Origin of the sequence: Streptomyces sp. MMG1121, from assembly GCF_001280015.1 — a bacterium.
GTDB lineage: Bacteria > Actinomycetota > Actinomycetes > Streptomycetales > Streptomycetaceae > Streptomyces.
In genome coordinates, this window is the sequence record NZ_LGDV01000175.1 from 1 (window position 1) to 17355 (window position 17355).

The following is a 17355-nucleotide window of genomic DNA, read 5'->3' on the forward strand; positions in this document are numbered from 1 at the left end:
CCTTGGGGGTGGGCGTCGCCCGGGGGGTCGCGGGCCGGGAGGTCGCGGCCGGCGAAGGGCCGCTGTCGCTGTCCCAGTTGACGTTCTGCATCTGCAGCTCGGGCCGGGCCGTGTCGACGGTCCAGCGCTGGTCGGTGCCGGTGGCGCGGTCCTTGAGCACCAGGGCGCCGGAGCCGTCGGTGGCGGCCGGGGTGAGCGCCAGCTCCTGGTTCCATCGGGGCACGAGGACACCCTGGAGGGTGAAGTCGTAGCGGATGTTCCGGGCGGCGGCGCCGGTGGCCGAGCAGGGCGCGAGCTGGACCGAGTAGCCGAGGTGCGAGTCGAGACACAGGTCGGGCGCGGCGGAGTTGCGCAGCAGTCCGTCGGTCTCGTACGTCCACTGCTGGCTCGGCGTCGCACCGCAGGTGGCGAGTTCGGTCTCGGCGCCCTTGACGGCCTTGCCGCCGACGACGCCGACGCACAGCCCGGAGGCGAGGTTGTGCAGCCGCCCGTGCAGCGCGCCCTGCCCGGCGGCGCTCGCACCGGCCCAGGACGCCCCGGGACTCGAACCGCCCCTGCCCGGCGCCCGGGAGGAGCTGCCGCCCCCGGCCGGGGCCGCGCCGCCGCCGGAGTCGAGCGCCGACCACACCACCAGGGGCAGGACGACCAGTGCGCTGACGGCCCCGACGGCCAGGGCGAGGTGACGGCGCCGGGCGCGGCGGGCGGCCCGGTGGGCCGAACGGCGGGAGGTGACGGGTACGGCGGTCGCGGTGGTGGCGTCGGGGCGGTGCGCGGACGCGGCGGGGCCGCGCCGGCGCGTGGACCGTGGGGAGGCTCTGCGGCCGGTGGGCGCGGCGCAGCCGTCGCCGTCGGCGGGCTCGGCGAAGGTGAAGGCCTCGCCGGACGGGGGTGCCACGGACGCGGGGTCCGGGGCGGGTGCGGGCGGTTCCTCGGTGCGGTTCGCCCGGGACTCCACATAGGCACGGGCGCCCCAGCCGAGGACCGCCTCGGCCAGCGTGAGCCCCAATCCGCCGTTGAACGCCGCGAGTTGGTCGGCGGTCCGGCGGCAGTGGGTGCAGCGGGCCAGATGCCGGCCCAGATCCGGGTCCAGGTCGACACCGTCGCGCCGGAACGTGACGTCGAGCATGCGCAGATAGCGCTGGCACTCGTCCTCGGGGGCGAGTTCGCGGTGGACCTGGAGACACTCCTCGCGCAGCCGCTCGCGGGCCCGGCGCAGTTCGACGCGGATGTCCTCCTCGTCCAGGCCGAGCAGGACCGCGGGTACGAGGAGCGGCTCGGCCTCGACCTCCGCGTGCCACAGCACGGCGCGGGAGGTCTGGGGCACCCGCTGGAAGGCGCGGGACAGCAGCCGTCGGCCGGGCGGCGGCAGCAGCCGGGCGGCGGCGCGCTCACCGGTGGCGGCGGACCGCAGCTCCGGGTGGAGGAGTTCCCGGCGGCCGTCGGTGTCCCACTCGGCCGCGATCCGGCGGACGGTGACCAGCACCTGCGGGCGCCAGGCGGCGCTCGGACCTGCCTGCCGGAGCGAGGCGCCGAAGAGCCGGGTGAAGGCGGCGGTCGTGAGCATGCCGGCGGCGCGCGTGCCGTCCGTGCACAACCGGGCGTAGGCGAAGGCCGATTCCCAGTGCCGGTCGAGGAGTTCACCGACGGGATGGAGCGCGGGAGTCACCCCGGTCCACTTCCTCAGTTCGGCACTCAGTCGCTCGTCCGACAGGCCTGCCTCATTCACGGCCGCATTCCTCCAGAAGCGATTCGGGATAGTCCATACCAACGAGTATGGGGAGGTGATGGGGCAGCTCGAACGTCCACCTGAGGCGGCTCTTTTGAAGCGTGAGGGGTGTACGGGGAGCGACCTGACGCATGCAGCGGGGAAAGTATTTGCCTGCACGCCGACAGCGCACACTTTTGCACAGCGCGGCACTTTGGAACAAGGGATCTCACGCTTTTCTGCATTCCGCACGGAAGGTCTTCTATTGACATTTCGTCAAAGAAAGCAGGCCGGGGTAAACCATTTCCTCCCCTTACCGCCGTCCACCCGCCCGGTAGGCGCCGGGCGGCACCCCGTAGCGCTCCCGGAAGACCCGGCTGAAGTGGTGGGGGCTCGGGAATCCGGATGCGGCCGCCACCCGCTCCACCGTCAGGTCGGTGGCCCGCAGGAGCCGGGCCGCTTGCCGCAGCCGGGCCTCGCGCAGGGCCCGCATCGGGGACCGGCCGGTGCGGAGGGTGAAGAGGTGCGCGAAGCGGGACGGTGACAGCGCGACGCTCTCGGCGAGCGAGCGCACGGTGTGCGGTGCGCCGGGGTCGACGGCGATCAGCTCCTCGGCACGGCGCACCCGGGCATCGGCCTCCGGTGCGCACACGGGAGTCCGGGCGCCGAGGACGGCGAGCAGGACGGCTTCCTCCAGCGCGCACAGCGCCAACTCCCGCTCCGGACCGCCCGCGGCCACGACCACCGGCTCCGGCTCGCGCGGCACGCCGGGAGCCGGTCCCCGGGCGCCGGCGAGCATCCGGTCGAAGGCCGCCGCGATCCGGTCGTGCAGGGCGCCGGAGACGGACGGCACGGCGTACAGACCGTCGCCCACGGCGTACGGGGCTAGCCAGGAAGTCCAGGACGGACGGGCCTGGCAGTGCGTCCACCAGAACCGCCAGCGCCCGGCGCCGGGCGCGACCGTGTAACGGTGGCCGGTGCCGGGCGCGAGGACCACCAGATCCCCGGCACCGGCCCGGGTGCCGGCGGTGCCCTGGCGGAGCAGGCCGTGCCCGCCCGTGGTGAACGTGAACAGCCAACTGGCCGACCCTCCGGGCCGGTTGACCGCATAGCCCGGACCCTGGTCGTAACGGCCGGTCACCACCAGTCCGGGCGGCGGGGAGGGATCACCGGCGGCAGCCGTCCCGGGCAGTTCCTCAGCACGCACAGGCATCCTCCCGCCGGACGCGCCACCCTAGCGTGGCGGACACGTGACCATCGGACTCCCGTCAGGCTTCCACCGAACATCAGGAGCGAACACATGACAGCCACGGACAACGGCGCCATCCCGCCCGGGACACTCCGGCAGCGGTTCGAGGAGGACGGATTCACCGTCGTACCCGGCCTGTTCACCCGGGTCGAGACCGAGCGGCTTTGTGCCGTCTTCGCGGCGCTGCACGCGGCCGGTCCGGTGCCGGGGCACTTCGCTCCCCGCCCGGCCGACCCGGACCCGCTGCACCGGTATCCCCGGGTGATGCAACCGCACGAATTCAGTGCCCCGGCACGGGAGTTCCTGCTGGACGCCCGGCTGCGGGCCGTACTGGAGACGCTGTTCGGCGAGGAGGTGCTGGCCGCACAGAGCATGTTCTACTTCAAGCCGCCCGGGGCACGCGGGCAGGCGCTGCACCAGGACAACTTCTATCTGCGCGTCGAGCCGGGGACGTGTGTGGCCGCGTGGGTGGCGTGCGAGCCGATCGACCGGGACAACGGCGGTCTCGAAGTCGTCCCGGGCACCCACCGCATGGACCTGTTCTGTCCGGAACTCGCCGACGAGGGGCGGTCGTTCGCCCGCGAGTACGTCCCGCCGCCGACCGGACTCGCGCCGGTGCCGGTGGACCTGGCGCCGGGGGACGTACTGTTCTTCAACGGCAGCCTGGTGCACGGCTCCGGGCCCAACCGCTCCGGCGACCGCTTCCGGCGCTCGTTCATCGGGCACTACGTGGGCCGCTCGGCCGAGCGGATCGGGGCCCACTACCGGACCGTGACGATGCGTGGCGAGCGGGTGCCGCTGCCGGTGAGCGAAGGGGCTGGACCGTGCGGTACCGAGTTCGTACCGCACGCGGGCTCCGCCGGTTAGGCCGTACCCCGTCGGGGCGCTTCAGTGACCGCTGATCGCCCGTGGCGTGTACGGCTGCTCCAGTTCAGCCAACTCCTTCTCGCTCAGCTCTAGTTCGACCGCCGCCACCGCGTCCTCGATGTGGTGCGGCTTGGCCGCGCCCACGATCGGGGCCGCCACCGTGCGCTGACGGAGCAGCCAGGCGAGGGCCACCTGGGCGCGGGGGACGCCGCGTGCCTGCGCGATCCGGGTGACGGCCTCGACGATCGAGCGGTCGCTGTCCAGGTACAGCCGGCCGCCGAAGTTGTCGTTGGCGCTGCGCCCGGTGACCGTGCCCCAGTCGCGGGTGAGCCGGCCACGGGCGAGCGGGCTCCACGGCAGCACACCGACACCCTGGTCCGCGCAGAGCGGCAGCATCTCCCGCTCCTCCTCGCGGTAGAGCAGGTTGTAGTGGTTCTGCATGGACACGAACTTCGTCCAGCCGTGCCGCTCGGCCGTGTACTGCGCCTTGGAGAACTCCCATGCGTACATCGAACTCGCCCCGATGTAGCGGACCTTGCCCGCCTTGACCAGGTCGTGCAGCGCCTCCATCGTCTCCTCGACGGGAGTCGCGTGGTCGTAGCGGTGGATCTGGTAGAGGTCCACGTAGTCGGTGCCGAGGCGGCGCAGGCTGTGGTCGATCTCGGTCATCACGGCCTTGCGGGACAGCCCGGCCCCGTTGGGACCCGGCCGCATCCGGCCGTTCAGCTTGGTGGCCAGCACGATCTCGTCGCGGTTCGCGAAGTCGCGCAGGGCCTTGCCGACGATCTCCTCGCTGGTGCCGTCGGAGTAGACGTTGGCGGTGTCGAAGAAGTTGATGCCCGCCTCCAGCGCCTGCCGGATGAGGGGACGGGACGCCTCCGCGTCGAGGGTCCACTCGTGGACACCGCGGTCGGGCAGACCGTAGGTCATGCAGCCCAGACAGATCCGCGACACGTCCAGGCCGGTGGAACCGAGCTTCACGTACTGCATCGTTGCTGCTCCCGCCGTCGGAAACGATGGTCACGAACGAGCCTACGACGTGACCGGGCACCGACTTGACGATGAGAACACGCGGGCGATTTGATCCTGACACGTGCCGCGCCGCCCGGCGTGGGCAGGATGGAGCGGACTTGCCCCCCACGGGTGTTCTCCGCGCCGCGGGCTCCCGAAGGACCGCCGGCGCCCTGGCAGCGACCCTGATCGTCACCGTGTCGGCCCTGGCCGGCTGCACCGCCGGCGGTTCCGGCGACGCACCCGGCAAGGACGCGGGCGGCTCGCCGACGCGGGGCACCGCGGTGCGGCTGCCGCCGCGCCATGCCGGGTTCGACTACCAGATCGGCGGCGCGTATCCGCCGCCGAAGGGGGTGCGGATCGTCAGCCGCGACCGCTCCGACTCCCCCGCACCGGGCCTGTACAACATCTGTTACGTCAACGCGTTCCAGGCCCAGCCCGACGAGCGCTCCGCCTGGCCGGCCGATCTGCTGCTGCGCGACGCGCACGGCAAGGCCGTCATCGACGAGGACTGGAACGAGCAGCTGCTCGACATCGGCACCCCGGCCGGACGGACGCGGGTGGCCGCGCGGGTGAACCGGTGGATCGACGGCTGCGCGCGCAAGGGCTTCGACGCCGTCGAGCCGGACAACTACGACAGCTACACCCGCTCCCACCACCTGCTGACCGCGTCCGACGCGACCGCGTTCATGACCCTGCTGTCCCGGCACGCGCACGCCCGGCACCTGGCCGTCGCGCAGAAGAACACCGCAGAACTGGCCGGTGCGCACGAGCGGGCCGGGCTGGACTTCGCGGTGGCGGAGGAGTGCGGCCAGTACGACGAGTGCGGGGTGTACGCGAAGGCGTTCGACGACCGGGTCCTGGACATCGAGTACACCGACAGCGGTCTGCGCTCGGCGCTCGCCCACTGGGGGAAGCGGCTGAGCATCGTGCGGCGGGACCGGGACGTCACCACTCCGGGCAGCGCGCACTACGTCCGAAAGGTGCGCTAGCCGGGGTCCCTCCGGGGAGCTGCCGAACGGGTCGGGGCGATTGCTGCCCTCAGGTGACCGTCCGGCGTGGGAGCCGACGGATCGTCGTACTGTCGGCTCATCCTCGGCGGCAGACGACCGGCATCCGGCCGGTCACGGCCGCCTCGGAGGAATCGCGGTGCCGACACGTTCCACCACGCTCAGAACACTGGCCGGGGCAGCGCTGCTGCCCCTGGCCCTCGTCACCCCCGCCTGGGGCCAGACCGCCGCCGCCTCGGCACCCGAGACACCGGGCACACTGTGCGCGGCCGCGGGCACCCTGCACGGCTCGCACGGTGAGCAGGCCCAGGTCAGCCTGTGCGCGGACAGCGGCTCCCCGCGGCTGAACATCACGGCCCCGGCGGTCTGCCAGGGCGCCGCCGCCAAGGTCCAGTACGTCTGCCGTACCGAGGGGACCTGGGAGGTGCACCGCGCCGGCAAGTCGCTGGGCACCGGGTCACTGCCCGGCTCACGGCTGTACGCGGGTCCGGGTGCGTACGAGATCTCCGCCACCGTTCGGGTGCGGTCGGTGCCCGCCGGGGTCGACCTGACGGGCAAGGTGCGGGCCACCGTGCCGCTGACCGCGCCCCTGACGAAGGCCACGCACGTCGTCACCGCCGACAACCCGGTGCTGCGCCGCAACGCCACGACGACGGTGACGTACACGATCCGCCGCGACAGTGACCAGGGCGACGGAAACGCGCGCCTGGGCATGATCGGCGAGGAGAAGAGCGGCGTGCAGATCCGCAGCGCCGACCGCCGCTGTGTGAACCCGCTGGTGGGCCGGTACCCGGCGAACACCCGGCTGGCGCACGCCCTGGACTGCACGGTGACCGAGCTCCAGCCCGGCCACCCGGAGAAGATCAAGGTCCGGGTCACCGTCGGGGCGAAGTGCTCCACGGTGGTGTCGAAGCTCGGCTACTGGGTGCCGCAGGGCCAGAGCATGTACACCGGGGCCATGCTGGAGGGTCCGAAGCTGACCTGCCGCTGAGCGCTCCCTGGGCAGTGCCGCGAGGCGAAGGGGCGCGGCACTGCTCAGAGCGGCCGGAGCAGGTCCAGTGCCCGCTCCCAGGCGAAGTCCGGCCGGCTGCCGTCCGGCCGGACTTCGCCGTTGTAGGGCTCACCGAAGCGGACGCCCATCGCGTGCAGGCGGGCCAGGCTGTCCCGGTAGGCGGGATGGGCGGCCAGGGCGTCCGCCACACAGGGCAGGACCGCCATGGGTATGCCCAGGCCCGTGGCCTCGCACAGGGTGCCGAGGGCGAGCGTGTCGGCGATGCCGGCCGCCCATTTGTTGACGGTGTTGAAGGTGGCGGGCGCGACCGCCACGGCGTCCGGCGGCGGGAACGGGCGCGGGTCGGCCGGGGAGCGCCAGGCCGACCGCACGGGACGGCCGGTCCGCGCCGCCACGGCCCCGGTGTCGAAGAAGCCGCCCATGGCGACCGGTGTCGCGATGACGCCGACCTCCCAGTTCCGCTCCTGCGCGGCGGTGATCAGCCGGTCGACGCCGGAGGCGATGCCTGCCGCGCAGACGACGACGTAGAGGAAGGGCTTCGCGGCCTGTCGAGTCATCCGGGAACCCTACTGAAGGCGATCCCTACCGAAGCGGGAAGGTCGCCCCTCGCTCGGCCTCGGGGCGGGGGCCGAAGATACGGCGCTCGCGCTCCTCGATGGCGACGTCGTTGATGCTGGCCTCGCGCCGGGTCATCAGGCCGTGCTCGTCGAACTCCCACAGCTCGTTGCCGTAGGAGCGCCACCACTGTCCGCCGGCGTCCCGGCACTCGTACTGGAAACGGACGGCGATGCGGTTGCCGTCGAAGGCCCAGAGGTCCTTGCGCAACGCGTACTCGTGCTCGCGCTGCCACTTGGCGGTCAGGAACGCGACGATCTCGGCGCGTCCGGTGACGAAGGTGTCGCGGTTGCGCCAGACCGAGTCCCCGGAATAGGCGAGCGCCACCCGGTGCGGGTCGCGGGTGTTCCAGGCGTCCTCGGCGGCCTGGACCTTCTGCGCGGCGGTCCCGCGGGTGAACGGCGGCAGGGGCGGGCGGTCGGCCATGATCTCCTCCTCGGCTGGACAACACTGGAGAACGAACGTTCTCCACCTGGCTGCTACGGTAGGAGAACGACCGTTCTCACGTCAAGGAGCAGAGATGCCGCCGAGGGACCCCGCGCTCGCCCGGGACAAGGCACTCGACGCCGCGGAGGAGCTGTTCTACGCCCGGGGTATCCAGTCCGTTGGCATGGACGAACTGCGCGGCGCCTCCGGGCTGTCACTCAAGCGGCTCTACCAGCTGTTCCCGACCAAGGAGCAGCTCGTCGCGGGCTATCTGGCCCGGCGGGACGAGCACTGGCGCCGGCGCCTCGCCGAGCACGTCGCACGGCAGCGGGACCCGCGGGAGCGGATCCCGGCCGTGTTCGACTGGTTGGAGGAATGGTTCGGCGAGGACGACTTCCGCGGCTGCGCCTGGATCAACGCCTACGGCGAACTGGGCGCCACGTCGGCCCTGGTGACGGAGCAGGTGCGCGCCCACAAGGAGGCGTTCCGGAGCTGGCTCGCCGCGCTCGTGGACGCCGCCGGGCTGCCCGCCGCGCTGACCGGCCCCCTGTTCCTGCTGGCCGAGGGGGCCATGGTCACGGCGGGCATCACCGGGGACACACGGCCGGCGGCCGAGGCCCGCGAGGCGGCGCGGGTACTGGTGACGGCCGCCGGACCGGACGGGATCAGCCGACCGTCTCCGACACCTTGATCGCGCCGACCGGACAGGCGCGGGCCGCCTCCTTGACCATCGGGTCGCCCGCACCGTCCTCCCGGCCGGGGAGCAGGGTGCTGAAGCCGTCGTCGTCCTGGGTGAAGACACCCGGAGCGGTGAGGGCGCACTGCCCCGCGCCGATACAGACGTCCCTGTCGATCTCGATGTGCATGAGCTGAGCCTCTTACCAGGTCACGGGGAGTTCCAGCATCCCCTGGATCGTGTCGCCCCGCTTGAAGGGGATCTCCTCGGCCGGCACGGCCAGCCGGAGGCCGGGCAGCCGGGACAGCAGGCTGCCGAGGGCGACCTCCAGCTCGGCGCGGGCCAGGTTCTGTCCCAGACACTGGTGAATACCGAAGCCGAACGCCACGTGGTGGCGGGCGGAGCGGTGGAAGTCCAGGCGGTCGGGGTCCTCGAACTGGGCCGGGTCGCGGTTGATCACCGAGGTCGAGAAGAGCACACCCTCCCCGGCCCGGATCGTATGGCCGGCGATCTCGATGTCCTCCAGCGCCACCCGTTGCAGCCCCTCCGCGATGGAGAGCATCCGCATCAGCTCCTCGACAGCGGCGGGCAGCAGTGCCGGGTCGGCGCGCAGCTCGGCCAGCCGGTCGGGGTGCTGGAGCAGCGTGAACGTGCCCAGCGAGATCATGTTGGCGGTCGTCTCGTGGCCCGCGACCAGCAGGATGACGGCCAGGGAGACGAGTTCGGCACGGTCCAGGGCGCCCTCGCGCAACTGGCGGTGGACGAGGCTGTCGAGGATGCCGTCGCCGGGCTCGGCCGCCTCCGCCTTGTCGTCGATCAGAGCGCCGAGGTACTCCTCCAGCCGCACGCGGGCGTCCTGGGTGACGGCGGCCGTCGGGCCGCGCAGCAGTCTGCGGGACTGCTCCTCGAAGAACTCGTGGTCGGCGTACGGCACGCCGAGCAGGCCGCAGATCACGGTCGACGGCACGGGCAGCGCGAACGCGGAGACCAGTTCGGCGGGCGGTCCCTGGGCGATCATCGCGTCCAGCAGCTCGTCCACGACCCGCTGGATCCAGGGCCGCAGCTCGGTGGCGCGCTTGACGGTGAACGGCGGGATCATCATCCGCCGCTGCTGGTTGTGTTCGGGGTCGTCCATCCCGAGCAGGGCCACCCGACGGTCCCGGACGCCCTGGAAGCGTTCGGTGGGTACGGGGAAGTCGGGACGACGGCGGTCGGCGGACAGCCGGGGGTCGGCGAGCAGGGCGCGCGCGGTGGCGTGCGCCGTGACCGCCCAGACCTCGCGGCCGTCGAAGAGAGTGATGCGGGACAGGGCTCGCCCGTCGCGCAGCGGCTCGTATCCGACAGGGGGGTGGTAGGGGCAGGTGCGGTCCTGCGGGAAGGCGACGGGTTCGGCCGGGGTCGCCGGGACGGTGGTGTCCGTCAGTTCCGTCATGGAATACCTCGCAGACGAAGAAGTGCGTGGTGCCGATCTTCATTAGATGCCCGAGGCACCTATAGGTCCACGCGAAGTTCGGCCACTTCGGTGATCCGTGGGATCTGGCCGAAGAAGAGGGGTGCGAGGGGCTGGAACCGGCCCGATCCGGCGGGACCGCGCCGCGGGCCACCGACGGTGGGTCGGCCCGGGTGGCCGGTCATGACTCCAGAGTACGACTCCGCTCCGGCGTGAAGGCGCGGGCAACTCAGAGGCTGTCCTCGTCCACGTGGTGTCGTACGACCAGGCCGTCCCGTACGGCGAGGTGCGGGGCGAACCGGGCCCTGCAGGCGCGTCCCGTGGGTGCCGCCGTCCGCCGGCCGACGCCGAGGAGCACCGCGTCCTCGCCGTCGGCCGGGATCCGCTCGACGCTCGCGCCCACCCGCTCCGGGCCGTGGTGGGCGGCCGGTTCCCGGTAGTGGGCGGCGGCGTCGGCGCGGGTGGCGGTGCCGGAGCCATGGGACGCCGGGGCGGTTGTGCTCGTCTTCCGGCCGGTCCAGCCGCCGGTCGCAGCCCTGTGCGTACGGCTCGGCGATCCGCTCCGGGTCGCCGGCGGTGATCCCGCGGAGCGGCTGTGCAACGACGGAGCGGGTCGTGTGGGTGACGGACACGGGTGTACTCCTCCCCGACCGGTGCGTGACCGGGGCGGTGCGTGACCGGGGCGTGGTGACCACGGTGCCGTCGGGTGGCGGTGGAGTGCGATGACCTGTGAGGCAAGGGCCGTCCGGGGGAAGGAATCCGCGGTACGGATGATCCGTGCGGCCGCCGGTGTTGGATCCGGTGGCAGACAGACGTTGGACCGACGAAGGGGACGGATCCCATGCCTCTCGAGGGTGAGTACGAGCCCAGCCCGGCGCAGTGGGTGCGCGAGCAGGTCGAGCTGTACGAGAGCTCCGGCGGGACGAAGGGCACCACGCTGATGGACACCGGGATGCCGGTGATCCTCCTGACGACCCGGGGCGCGAAGAGCGGGAAGATCCGCAAGACGCCGTTGATGCGGGTGGAGCACGACGGGGCGTACGCGGTGGTCGCCTCACAGGGCGGCGCGCCCAAGCACCCCGTCTGGTACTTCAACATCACGTCCGATCCGCACGTCGAGCTGCAGGACGGGCCGGTCAGGCAGGACATGCGGGCCCGTGAGGTCACCGGCGAGGAGAAGGCCCGCTGGTGGGAGCGGGCCGTGGCCGCGTACCCGCCGTACGCCGACTACCAGCAGAAGACCTCGCGTGAGATCCCGGTCTTCGTGCTGGAGCCCTTCGACGAGAGCTGATTCGCGCCGGGCACCGGCGGAATTCAGAAAAATCCACGTCGGACACGTGTGAACCCGTTTCCGGGCGGGCACCCGTGCCACAGGCCCCGCCGCGTTCCCCCGTCGCGGCGGGGCCCCTTGGCGAACGGGTGGCCCCGAAGGGCGGCCCGCTGGGCGGGTGGCCCGGCGAGGAAGAAGTCCCCCCTGGCCAAGAACAAGAAGAAGCTGCCCTTCGTCTACCAGCCCATCGGCCTCGCGCTCAGCTGGGTGAGCGGCGCCGTGGCCGGTCTCGCCTTCCACCAGGCGTGGAAGGCGTTCCGGCACGAGGACGTCGCGCCCGACGCCCTGGACCAGGACCGCGGCTGGGGCGAGATCCTGCTGGCCGCGGCGGTGCAGGGCGCGATCTTCGCTGTGGTGCGCAGCGCCGTGGACCGTACGGGCGCGAAGGCCATCGCGCGGTCCACGGGGGTGTGGCCGGTGGCCGGCGAGGGGGCGGGACGGGGGTGAGCCCGCGCGGCAGCCGCACCTCGGCACAGCCCGCGCCCCTACGGGGCGCTGATCCACTCCCCGTCCCTCATCAGCTCCCGCCCCTCCAGCTCGTTCGCCTCGCGCCAGGCCTGGACGCGTCGCGGCAGGATTCTGAAGTAGAGGTAGCGGGTGGCGAGTTGGCGGGGGTCGAAGCCCGTCTTGCCGGCGAAGACCTCCGCGTCCTCCTCGGGGAGGTCCTGCGGGGTCACCGCCTGGGCGGTGCCCTCGATCATGACGACGTCCCGGGTCGGGCCGAGGCCGAGGCGGGCCCGGCCGGTGGCCACGAGATTGCGGCCGGTGGGGCTCCCGGCCGGGGTGGCGATCAGCAAAGTGGCGCCGTCCCACACGAAGGACAGCGGCACGAGATGGGGAGCGCCGGCGTCGGGGGCGGCGCTGGCCACCCAGACGTCGACGTCGTGCTCCAGCCGGTGCAGGGTGTCCTTCGTGCGCTCCGCGGCGGTGCGGGCGGGCGGTGGGGTCATCGCGTACGGCCTCCTCGGGATACGGATCCCGTCCAGTGTGACCGTCAGCCGACCCCGTCCGCACGGAATTGATCAAGGCGTGTCCGCGCGGCCGTCAGGAGCAGGTCGAGGGCGGCCGGGTAGGAACTGGCGCGCATGGTGGACACCAGATGGCGGGAGGTGGCCGCGATGTGCGGATGGGTGCCGGCGGGCAGCCGGCCGTAGGTGCCGCGCCACACCTCCGCCTCGGCCTCGCGCGCGGGCCGGGGCAGGGACGTGCCCGCCGAGTCCAGGGCGCCGAAGGCGAGGGCCTGGTCGATGAACGCGTGGTAGATCCGCGCCGCCTCCGGGTCCGGGAACCCGGCCTCCCGCAGCACCCCGAGACCGGCCTCCACGGCCTGGATCTCGTGCGCCCGGCCGGTGACGCGATGGGCGCTGAGCATGGCGGCCCGGGGGTGCGCGAGGGCGCCGGCGTGCATCCGCAGACCGAGTTCGCGCAGGTCGGCCAGCCAGTCCCCGGTCGGCCGCCAGGAGCGCAGGGTGCGGCCGATCAGTTCGTCGGCGACGGCCAGCATCAGATCGTCGGTGTGCCGGAAGTACCGGTACAGCGAGCTGGGATCGGCTCCCAGGGCCCGGCCGAGGCGGCGCACGGACAGGGCGTCGGCGCCGTGCTCCTCGATCAGCCGCAGCGCGGTGGCGACGATCAGCTCCTCGGACAGGACGACACCCTGCTTGGTGGGGCGCCGGCGCTGCCGGTCGGCGGCCGGTACGACGCGTTCGCTCATGGCGGTCCTCCCTCGGACGTGCCCGGCACCTTATGACAACACCGTTGACCTGTGAAGTGCACGGGCGGTTTCATCTGCGGTCACCGGGGCCGACCAGGCCCCCCGGTGCGAGCGGAGAGCCGGCGATGAGCGAGACCCCCTTCGGTGTGGATCCCCCCGCGCAGCCCGAGCTGCGCAAGTCCCTGAGTGTGCGGGACGGCGTCGCCGTGGCCGCGTCCAGCACGGCCGCGACCACGAGCATCGGCATCGGTCTCGGGGTGACGGCCGGGGTCGTAGGCCTGCATCTGCCGGCGATCATGCTGCTGGCGTTCCTGCCGGTGCTCGGCATCGCGGGCGCCTACTCCCGGCTCAACCGGGTGGAGCCGAACGCGGGCAACGGCTACGTGTGGGTGGGCCGTTCGCTCGGCCCCTGGCTCGGCTTCACGGTCGGCTGGGTCAACTGCGTGGCGAGCGTCGCCTTCCTCGCCTACACCACCGCGGTCACCGGCTCGGCGCTGCTCCAGCTGGCCGGGGAGGCGGGGGTGCACCGGATCGGCTCGCTCGCGCTCGATCCGGGCTCGACGGCGCAGACGACGGCGCTGGGCATCGTGGTGCTGGTCGCCGTCACCCTGACCGCCGTGACCGGCGTACGGACGGCGGCCCGGCTGCAGACCGGGCTGCTGGCCTTCGAGTACGCCGTCCTGCTCGCGTTCTGCGGCTACGGCATCGCCATGGGCCCGCACCCGTTCCGGCTCGCCTGGTTCGACCCCTTCGCGATCCCCTCCGCGTCCGCCCTGGCGCAGGGGCTGCTGCTGTCGGTGTTCTGCTACTGGGGGTTCGAGGCCGCGTTCACCGTCAACGAGGAGGTGCGCGACCCGCGCGACGCCTCGCGGGCCGGGACGATCACCCTGGTGACCATGCTCGGGGTGTTCCTGCTGGGCTCCGTCGCCTTCCAACGGGTGCTGTCCGAACCGGAGTTGGCCGATCATGGCGCGCAGGGGCTGGCGTACTTCGGGGACCGGCTGGCGAGTCAGCCGTGGGCCGTGCTGCCGCTGGTGGCGCTGATGTTCTCGGCGGTGGCCTCGCTCCAGGCGGGGGTCATCCCGACGGCCCGCGGGATGTTCGCGATGAGCCGGGACCGTACCCTCGGGCCGGTGTGGTCCAAGGTCAGCCCCCGGTACGGGACACCGGCCGCCGGGACGCTGCTGATCGGGGCGCTGTCCGTGGCGGTGGCGGTGCTCTCCCTGGTGATCCCGCGCCTGTCCGACATGATCACGGCGACGGTGAACGCGGTCGGGATCGTCGTCTCGCTGTCGTACGCGCTGACCGCGCTCGCCGCCGCCGTGCGCTTCCGTTCCGCGCTGCGCGAGGACTGGCGGCTGGGCGTGCGGGCGGTGGTGCTGCCCACGCTGAGCGCGGCCGCGCTGCTCGGGCTCGGCGGGTATCTCGGCTGGTCCTTCTACAGCTCCGCCGACCATCTGGAGGTCAGCGCCGACAACGGCTGGTTCCTGCTGCTCATGCCGCTGCTGATGATCGCCTCCGGGTTCGTCGTGGCCGCGTGGGCGAAGTGGGTACGCAGGTCGCCGTACTTCCGCACCGGCGAGGGCACCGACGCCGACTCCCGCCAGCTGCTCTCCTCCCCCAACTGACCCACCGAGAAAGCTGATTCCAGGAAAGGCATCATGCACGCTGATCTCCTCTTCACGGGCGGCCCCGTCCTCACCCCGAAGGGCACGGCGGCGACCGCCGTGGCCGTCACGGGTGACCGGATCACCGCCGTCGGACACTCCGAGCTGCACGAGCTCGCCGGGCCGCGCACCGAGGTGGTGGACCTCGCCGGGCGGCTGCTGCTGCCGGGCTTCCAGGACGCGCACGTCCATCCGGTGCCGGCCGGGCTGGAGCTGAGCCAGTGCGATCTCACCGGCGCGAAGACGGCCGGGGAGTCCGTGGCCGCCGTACGCGCCTATGCGGACGCGCATCCCGACCGCACGTGGATCCTCGGCGGCGGCTGGTCGATGGAGGCGTTCGCGGGCGGAACGCCGACGAAGGAGCTGCTGGACGCGGCCGTACCGGACCGGCCGGTGTATCTGCCCAACCGGGACCACCACGGCGCCTGGGTCAACAGCCGGGCACTGGAACTGGCCGGTATCCGCCGGGACACGCCCGACCCGGCCGACGGGCGGATCGAGCGGGACGCCTCCGGTGAACCGAGCGGCACCCTGCAGGAGGGCGCGATGCAGCTGGTCGGCCGGCTGGCCCCGCCCGCCACCGCGGCCGACCGGCTGGCCGCGCTGCTGCACGCGCAGCGGCATCTGCACGCACTCGGCATCACCGCCTGGCAGGACGCGCTGGTCGGGGACTTCCTCGGCATGGACGACCCGGCGGTCGCGTACCGCACGGCCGCCCAGGAGGGGACGCTCACCGCACGGGTGCGCGGCGCGCTGTGGTGGGACCGGGAGCGCGGCGCCGAGCAGATCCCCGAACTCGTGGAGAAGCGACGCGAGTTGAGCGAGGGACGGTTCCGGGCGGGCTCGGTGAAGCTGATGCTGGACGGGGTCGCCGAGAACGGTACGGCCGCGCTGCTCGACCCCTATCTCGACACCTGCGGCTGCGCCACCGCCAATCGCGGCAAGAGCTTCATCGATCCGGCCCGGCTCCCCCAGTACGTCAGCGAGCTGGACGCGCTCGGCTTCCAGTGTCACTTCCACGCGCTGGGCGACCGGGCCGTACGTGACGCGCTGGACGCGGTCGAGGCGGCGCGGGCCGCGAACGGGCCGAGCGACACCCGGCCGCATCTCGCACACCTCCAGGTCGTGCACCCGGACGACGTGCCGCGGTTCGCGCGGCTCGGCGCGACCGCGAACATCCAGCCGCTGTGGGCCGCGCACGAGCCGCAGATGGACGAGCTGACGATCCCGTTCCTCGGCGCCGAACGGGCCGCCCGGCAGTACCCGTTCGGGGCCCTGCTGCGCTCCGGGGCGCGCCTCGCGGCGGGCAGCGACTGGCCGGTGAGCAGCCCCGATCCGCTCCAGGGGATCCATGTCGCGGTGAACCGGGTCGAGCCCGGGGGCGACGGACCGGTCTTCCTGCCCGGGGAGCGGCTGGATCTGGCGGACGCGCTGACGGCGTACACGGCCGGGTCGGCATATGTGAACCATCTGGACGACACCGGCCGGGTGGCCGTCGGGGCGCTCGCCGATCTGGTGGTGCTGGACCGGGATCCGTTCGCCGGTCCGCCGGAGGCGCTGGCCGACACGTCCGTGGCGCTCACCTACGTCGGCGGGCAGCGGGTGTACGCGGCGCGGTGAGCGCGCCGGCTCAGCGGGCCTGCTGGAACGTCCTGCGGTAGGCCTGCGGGGACACCCCGATCGCCGCGTGCAGGTGCTGGCGCAGCGAGGCACCGGTGGCGAAGCCGACCTCGGCGGCGATCCGGTCCACCGGCAGATCGCTGGACTCCAGCAGCTGCCGGGCGCGGACGACGCGCTGCTGGATCAGCCAGCGGCCGGGGCTGAGGCCGACCTCGTCGTGGAACCGGCGGGCGAAGGTCCGCAGGCTCATCCGGGCGTGGCCGGCGAGGTCGGTCAGGGTGAGCGGCTCGTCGAGGCGCCCCAGGGCCCACAGGCGGGTCCCGGCCGTGCTCGCCGCGCCGCTGTCGGGGACCGGCTGCTCGATGTACTGGGCCTGGCCGCCGTCCCGGAACGGCGGGACGACACAGCGGCGGGCGACGGAGTTGGCCAGCTCGCCGCCGTGGTCGGTGCGCACGATGTGCAGGCAGATGTCGACACCGGAGGCGGCGCCGGCCGAGGTGAGCATGCGGCCGTCGGCGACGAAGAGGACGTCCGGGTCGAGGTCCACCCGCGGGAAGCGGCGGCGGAACTCCTCGGCCACCTGCCAGTGCGTGGTCGCCCGGCGGCCGTCGAGCAGACCGGCCTGGGCGAGGACGAAGGCGGCCGTGCAGATCGAGACGATCCGGGCGTCCGGGCGGATGCGGGCGAGGGCCGCCGCGACCTCCTCGGGCAGCTCGGCGGGGATGTGCGCGGGCGGCATCGAGGTGACCACCACCGTGTCCGCCGTCGCGAGGATCTCGGGGCCGTGCTCGACACCGATCGTGAAGTCGGCGTTGGTGCGCACCGGCCGGCCGTCGACCGTACAGGTGAGCACCTCGTAGTGGCCGTCGGCGGCACCGAAGATCCGGCTCGGAATGCCCAGCTCGAAGGGGTAGACGCCGTCCAGGGCCAGGACGACCACCCGCTCGGGGCGCCGGGTGCGCAACTGAAGATCGGACATGGCACGATTCTATCGAAGGTTGGC

18 protein-coding genes and 1 pseudogene are annotated in these 17355 nt (G+C 72.8%); 8 read left to right on the forward strand and 11 right to left on the reverse strand.

Going from position 1 to position 17355, the window contains the following annotated elements; all coding sequences use genetic code 11:
• A partial coding sequence (locus ADK64_RS43000) for an RICIN domain-containing protein (protein WP_053659350.1) occupies nucleotides 1-1726 on the reverse strand: 1726 nt, incomplete at its 3' end.
• Nucleotides 1727-2018: 292 nt separating this feature from the next.
• Nucleotides 2019-2918 (reverse strand): helix-turn-helix domain-containing protein, encoded by a 900-nt coding sequence (locus tag ADK64_RS15850; protein WP_053659352.1) that lies wholly within the window; start codon nucleotides 2916-2918, stop codon nucleotides 2019-2021.
• Between the two features lie 87 nt (nucleotides 2919-3005).
• Between ADK64_RS15850 and ADK64_RS15855 the strand changes: the two genes are divergently transcribed.
• Entirely contained in the window at nucleotides 3006-3821 is an 816-nt protein-coding gene (locus ADK64_RS15855; RefSeq protein ID WP_053659355.1) for a phytanoyl-CoA dioxygenase family protein, read from the forward strand.
• Nucleotides 3822-3842: 21 nt separating this feature from the next.
• Here the strand turns inward: ADK64_RS15855 and ADK64_RS15860 are convergent, their stop codons facing one another.
• The gene (locus ADK64_RS15860; RefSeq protein WP_053659357.1) at nucleotides 3843-4811 is read right to left on the reverse strand and encodes an aldo/keto reductase; all 969 of its coding nucleotides are present in this window, start codon (nucleotides 4809-4811) and stop codon (nucleotides 3843-3845) included.
• Nucleotides 4812-4951: 140 nt separating this feature from the next.
• Between ADK64_RS15860 and ADK64_RS15865 the strand changes: the two genes are divergently transcribed.
• Nucleotides 4952-5824 (forward strand): endo alpha-1,4 polygalactosaminidase, encoded by an 873-nt coding sequence (locus tag ADK64_RS15865; RefSeq protein ID WP_053659359.1) that lies wholly within the window; start codon nucleotides 4952-4954, stop codon nucleotides 5822-5824.
• A gap of 157 nt (nucleotides 5825-5981) precedes the next feature.
• Entirely contained in the window at nucleotides 5982-6833 is an 852-nt protein-coding gene (locus ADK64_RS15870; RefSeq protein WP_053659361.1) for a hypothetical protein, read from the forward strand.
• Between the two features lie 44 nt (nucleotides 6834-6877).
• Here ADK64_RS15870 and ADK64_RS15875 read toward each other — a convergent pair whose 3' ends face one another.
• Both ADK64_RS15875 and ADK64_RS15880 read right to left on the reverse strand, forming a co-directional pair.
• Nucleotides 6878-7411: a flavoprotein gene (locus ADK64_RS15875; protein WP_053659363.1), complete on the reverse strand. Its 534-nt coding sequence runs from the start codon at nucleotides 7409-7411 to the stop codon at nucleotides 6878-6880.
• Nucleotides 7412-7436: 25 nt separating this feature from the next.
• Nucleotides 7437-7895 carry a nuclear transport factor 2 family protein gene (locus ADK64_RS15880; protein WP_053659365.1) on the reverse strand — a complete coding sequence of 153 codons (459 nt, stop codon included), beginning with the start codon at nucleotides 7893-7895 and terminating at the stop codon, nucleotides 7437-7439.
• A 94-nt stretch (nucleotides 7896-7989) separates the two neighbouring features.
• On the opposite strand from ADK64_RS15880, the gene ADK64_RS15885 reads away from it, so the two are divergent.
• Nucleotides 7990-8586, forward strand: coding sequence for a TetR/AcrR family transcriptional regulator (locus ADK64_RS15885; RefSeq protein ID WP_053659367.1), 597 nt, complete (start codon nucleotides 7990-7992; stop codon nucleotides 8584-8586).
• Here the strand turns inward: ADK64_RS15885 and ADK64_RS15890 are convergent.
• The 3 genes and pseudogenes from ADK64_RS15890 to ADK64_RS15900 all read right to left on the reverse strand — a co-directional run bounded on the left by ADK64_RS15890 (nucleotide 8561) and on the right by ADK64_RS15900 (nucleotide 10653).
• The gene (locus ADK64_RS15890; RefSeq protein WP_053659369.1) at nucleotides 8561-8761 is read right to left on the reverse strand and encodes a ferredoxin; all 201 of its coding nucleotides are present in this window, start codon (nucleotides 8759-8761) and stop codon (nucleotides 8561-8563) included. The two genes, ADK64_RS15885 and ADK64_RS15890, sit on opposite strands and share 26 nt — an antisense overlap.
• Before the next feature lie 12 nt (nucleotides 8762-8773).
• Nucleotides 8774-10003 carry a cytochrome P450 gene (locus ADK64_RS15895; RefSeq protein ID WP_053659371.1) on the reverse strand — a complete coding sequence of 410 codons (1230 nt, stop codon included), beginning with the start codon at nucleotides 10001-10003 and terminating at the stop codon, nucleotides 8774-8776.
• A gap of 247 nt (nucleotides 10004-10250) precedes the next feature.
• Nucleotides 10251-10653, reverse strand: a pseudogene (locus ADK64_RS15900) (nuclear transport factor 2 family protein).
• A gap of 209 nt (nucleotides 10654-10862) precedes the next feature.
• On the opposite strand from ADK64_RS15900, the gene ADK64_RS15905 reads away from it, so the two are divergent.
• Both ADK64_RS15905 and ADK64_RS15910 read left to right on the forward strand, forming a co-directional pair.
• Entirely contained in the window at nucleotides 10863-11312 is a 450-nt protein-coding gene (locus ADK64_RS15905; protein ID WP_053659372.1) for a nitroreductase family deazaflavin-dependent oxidoreductase, read from the forward strand.
• A gap of 183 nt (nucleotides 11313-11495) precedes the next feature.
• Nucleotides 11496-11798 (forward strand): DUF4235 domain-containing protein, encoded by a 303-nt coding sequence (locus ADK64_RS15910; RefSeq protein ID WP_053659490.1) that lies wholly within the window; start codon nucleotides 11496-11498, stop codon nucleotides 11796-11798.
• Nucleotides 11799-11836: 38 nt separating this feature from the next.
• Here ADK64_RS15910 and ADK64_RS15915 read toward each other — a convergent pair whose 3' ends face one another.
• Both ADK64_RS15915 and ADK64_RS15920 read right to left on the reverse strand, forming a co-directional pair.
• Nucleotides 11837-12301 (reverse strand): pyridoxamine 5'-phosphate oxidase family protein, encoded by a 465-nt coding sequence (locus ADK64_RS15915; RefSeq protein WP_053659374.1) that lies wholly within the window; start codon nucleotides 12299-12301, stop codon nucleotides 11837-11839.
• Between the two features lie 44 nt (nucleotides 12302-12345).
• A complete protein-coding gene (locus tag ADK64_RS15920; RefSeq protein ID WP_053659376.1) occupies nucleotides 12346-13065 on the reverse strand; it encodes a TetR/AcrR family transcriptional regulator in 720 nt (239 codons plus the stop codon).
• A 125-nt stretch (nucleotides 13066-13190) separates the two neighbouring features.
• Here ADK64_RS15920 and ADK64_RS15925 point away from each other — a divergent pair, with 125 nt between their 5' ends.
• On the forward strand, nucleotides 13191-14693 hold the full coding sequence (locus tag ADK64_RS15925) for an APC family permease (RefSeq protein ID WP_053659378.1): 1503 nt from the start codon (nucleotides 13191-13193) through the stop codon (nucleotides 14691-14693).
• A 33-nt stretch (nucleotides 14694-14726) separates the two neighbouring features.
• Nucleotides 14727-16352, forward strand: a complete 1626-nt coding sequence (locus tag ADK64_RS15930) for an amidohydrolase (RefSeq protein ID WP_053659380.1) — start codon at nucleotides 14727-14729, stop codon at nucleotides 16350-16352.
• 10 nt (nucleotides 16353-16362) lie between these two features.
• Here the strand turns inward: ADK64_RS15930 and ADK64_RS15935 are convergent, their stop codons facing one another.
• Complete coding sequence (locus ADK64_RS15935; RefSeq protein ID WP_053659382.1) at nucleotides 16363-17331, reverse strand: GlxA family transcriptional regulator; 969 nt, start codon at nucleotides 17329-17331, stop codon at nucleotides 16363-16365.
• Nucleotides 17332-17355: the final 24 nt, after the last annotated feature.

Bases quoted from the DNA above. Each gene is read 5' to 3' on its own strand.
- ADK64_RS15935 (WP_053659382.1), bottom strand. From the start codon at position 17,331: ATGTCCGATCTTCAGTTGCGCACCCGGCGCCCCGAGCGGGTGGTCGTC.
- ADK64_RS15850 (WP_053659352.1), bottom strand. From the start codon at position 2,918: ATGCCTGTGCGTGCTGAGGAACTGCCCGGGACGGCTGCCGCCGGTGAT.
- ADK64_RS15915 (WP_053659374.1), bottom strand. From the start codon at position 12,301: ATGACCCCACCGCCCGCCCGCACCGCCGCGGAGCGCACGAAGGACACC.
- ADK64_RS15920 (WP_053659376.1), bottom strand. From the start codon at position 13,065: ATGAGCGAACGCGTCGTACCGGCCGCCGACCGGCAGCGCCGGCGCCCC.
- ADK64_RS15905 (WP_053659372.1), top strand. From the start codon at position 10,863: ATGCCTCTCGAGGGTGAGTACGAGCCCAGCCCGGCGCAGTGGGTGCGC.
- ADK64_RS15930 (WP_053659380.1), top strand. From the start codon at position 14,727: ATGCACGCTGATCTCCTCTTCACGGGCGGCCCCGTCCTCACCCCGAAG.
- ADK64_RS15895 (WP_053659371.1), bottom strand. From the start codon at position 10,003: ATGACGGAACTGACGGACACCACCGTCCCGGCGACCCCGGCCGAACCC.
- ADK64_RS15880 (WP_053659365.1), bottom strand. From the start codon at position 7,895: ATGGCCGACCGCCCGCCCCTGCCGCCGTTCACCCGCGGGACCGCCGCG.
- ADK64_RS15925 (WP_053659378.1), top strand. From the start codon at position 13,191: ATGAGCGAGACCCCCTTCGGTGTGGATCCCCCCGCGCAGCCCGAGCTG.
- ADK64_RS15875 (WP_053659363.1), bottom strand. From the start codon at position 7,411: ATGACTCGACAGGCCGCGAAGCCCTTCCTCTACGTCGTCGTCTGCGCG.
- ADK64_RS15860 (WP_053659357.1), bottom strand. From the start codon at position 4,811: ATGCAGTACGTGAAGCTCGGTTCCACCGGCCTGGACGTGTCGCGGATC.
- ADK64_RS15885 (WP_053659367.1), top strand. From the start codon at position 7,990: ATGCCGCCGAGGGACCCCGCGCTCGCCCGGGACAAGGCACTCGACGCC.
- ADK64_RS15855 (WP_053659355.1), top strand. From the start codon at position 3,006: ATGACAGCCACGGACAACGGCGCCATCCCGCCCGGGACACTCCGGCAG.
- ADK64_RS15890 (WP_053659369.1), bottom strand. From the start codon at position 8,761: ATGCACATCGAGATCGACAGGGACGTCTGTATCGGCGCGGGGCAGTGC.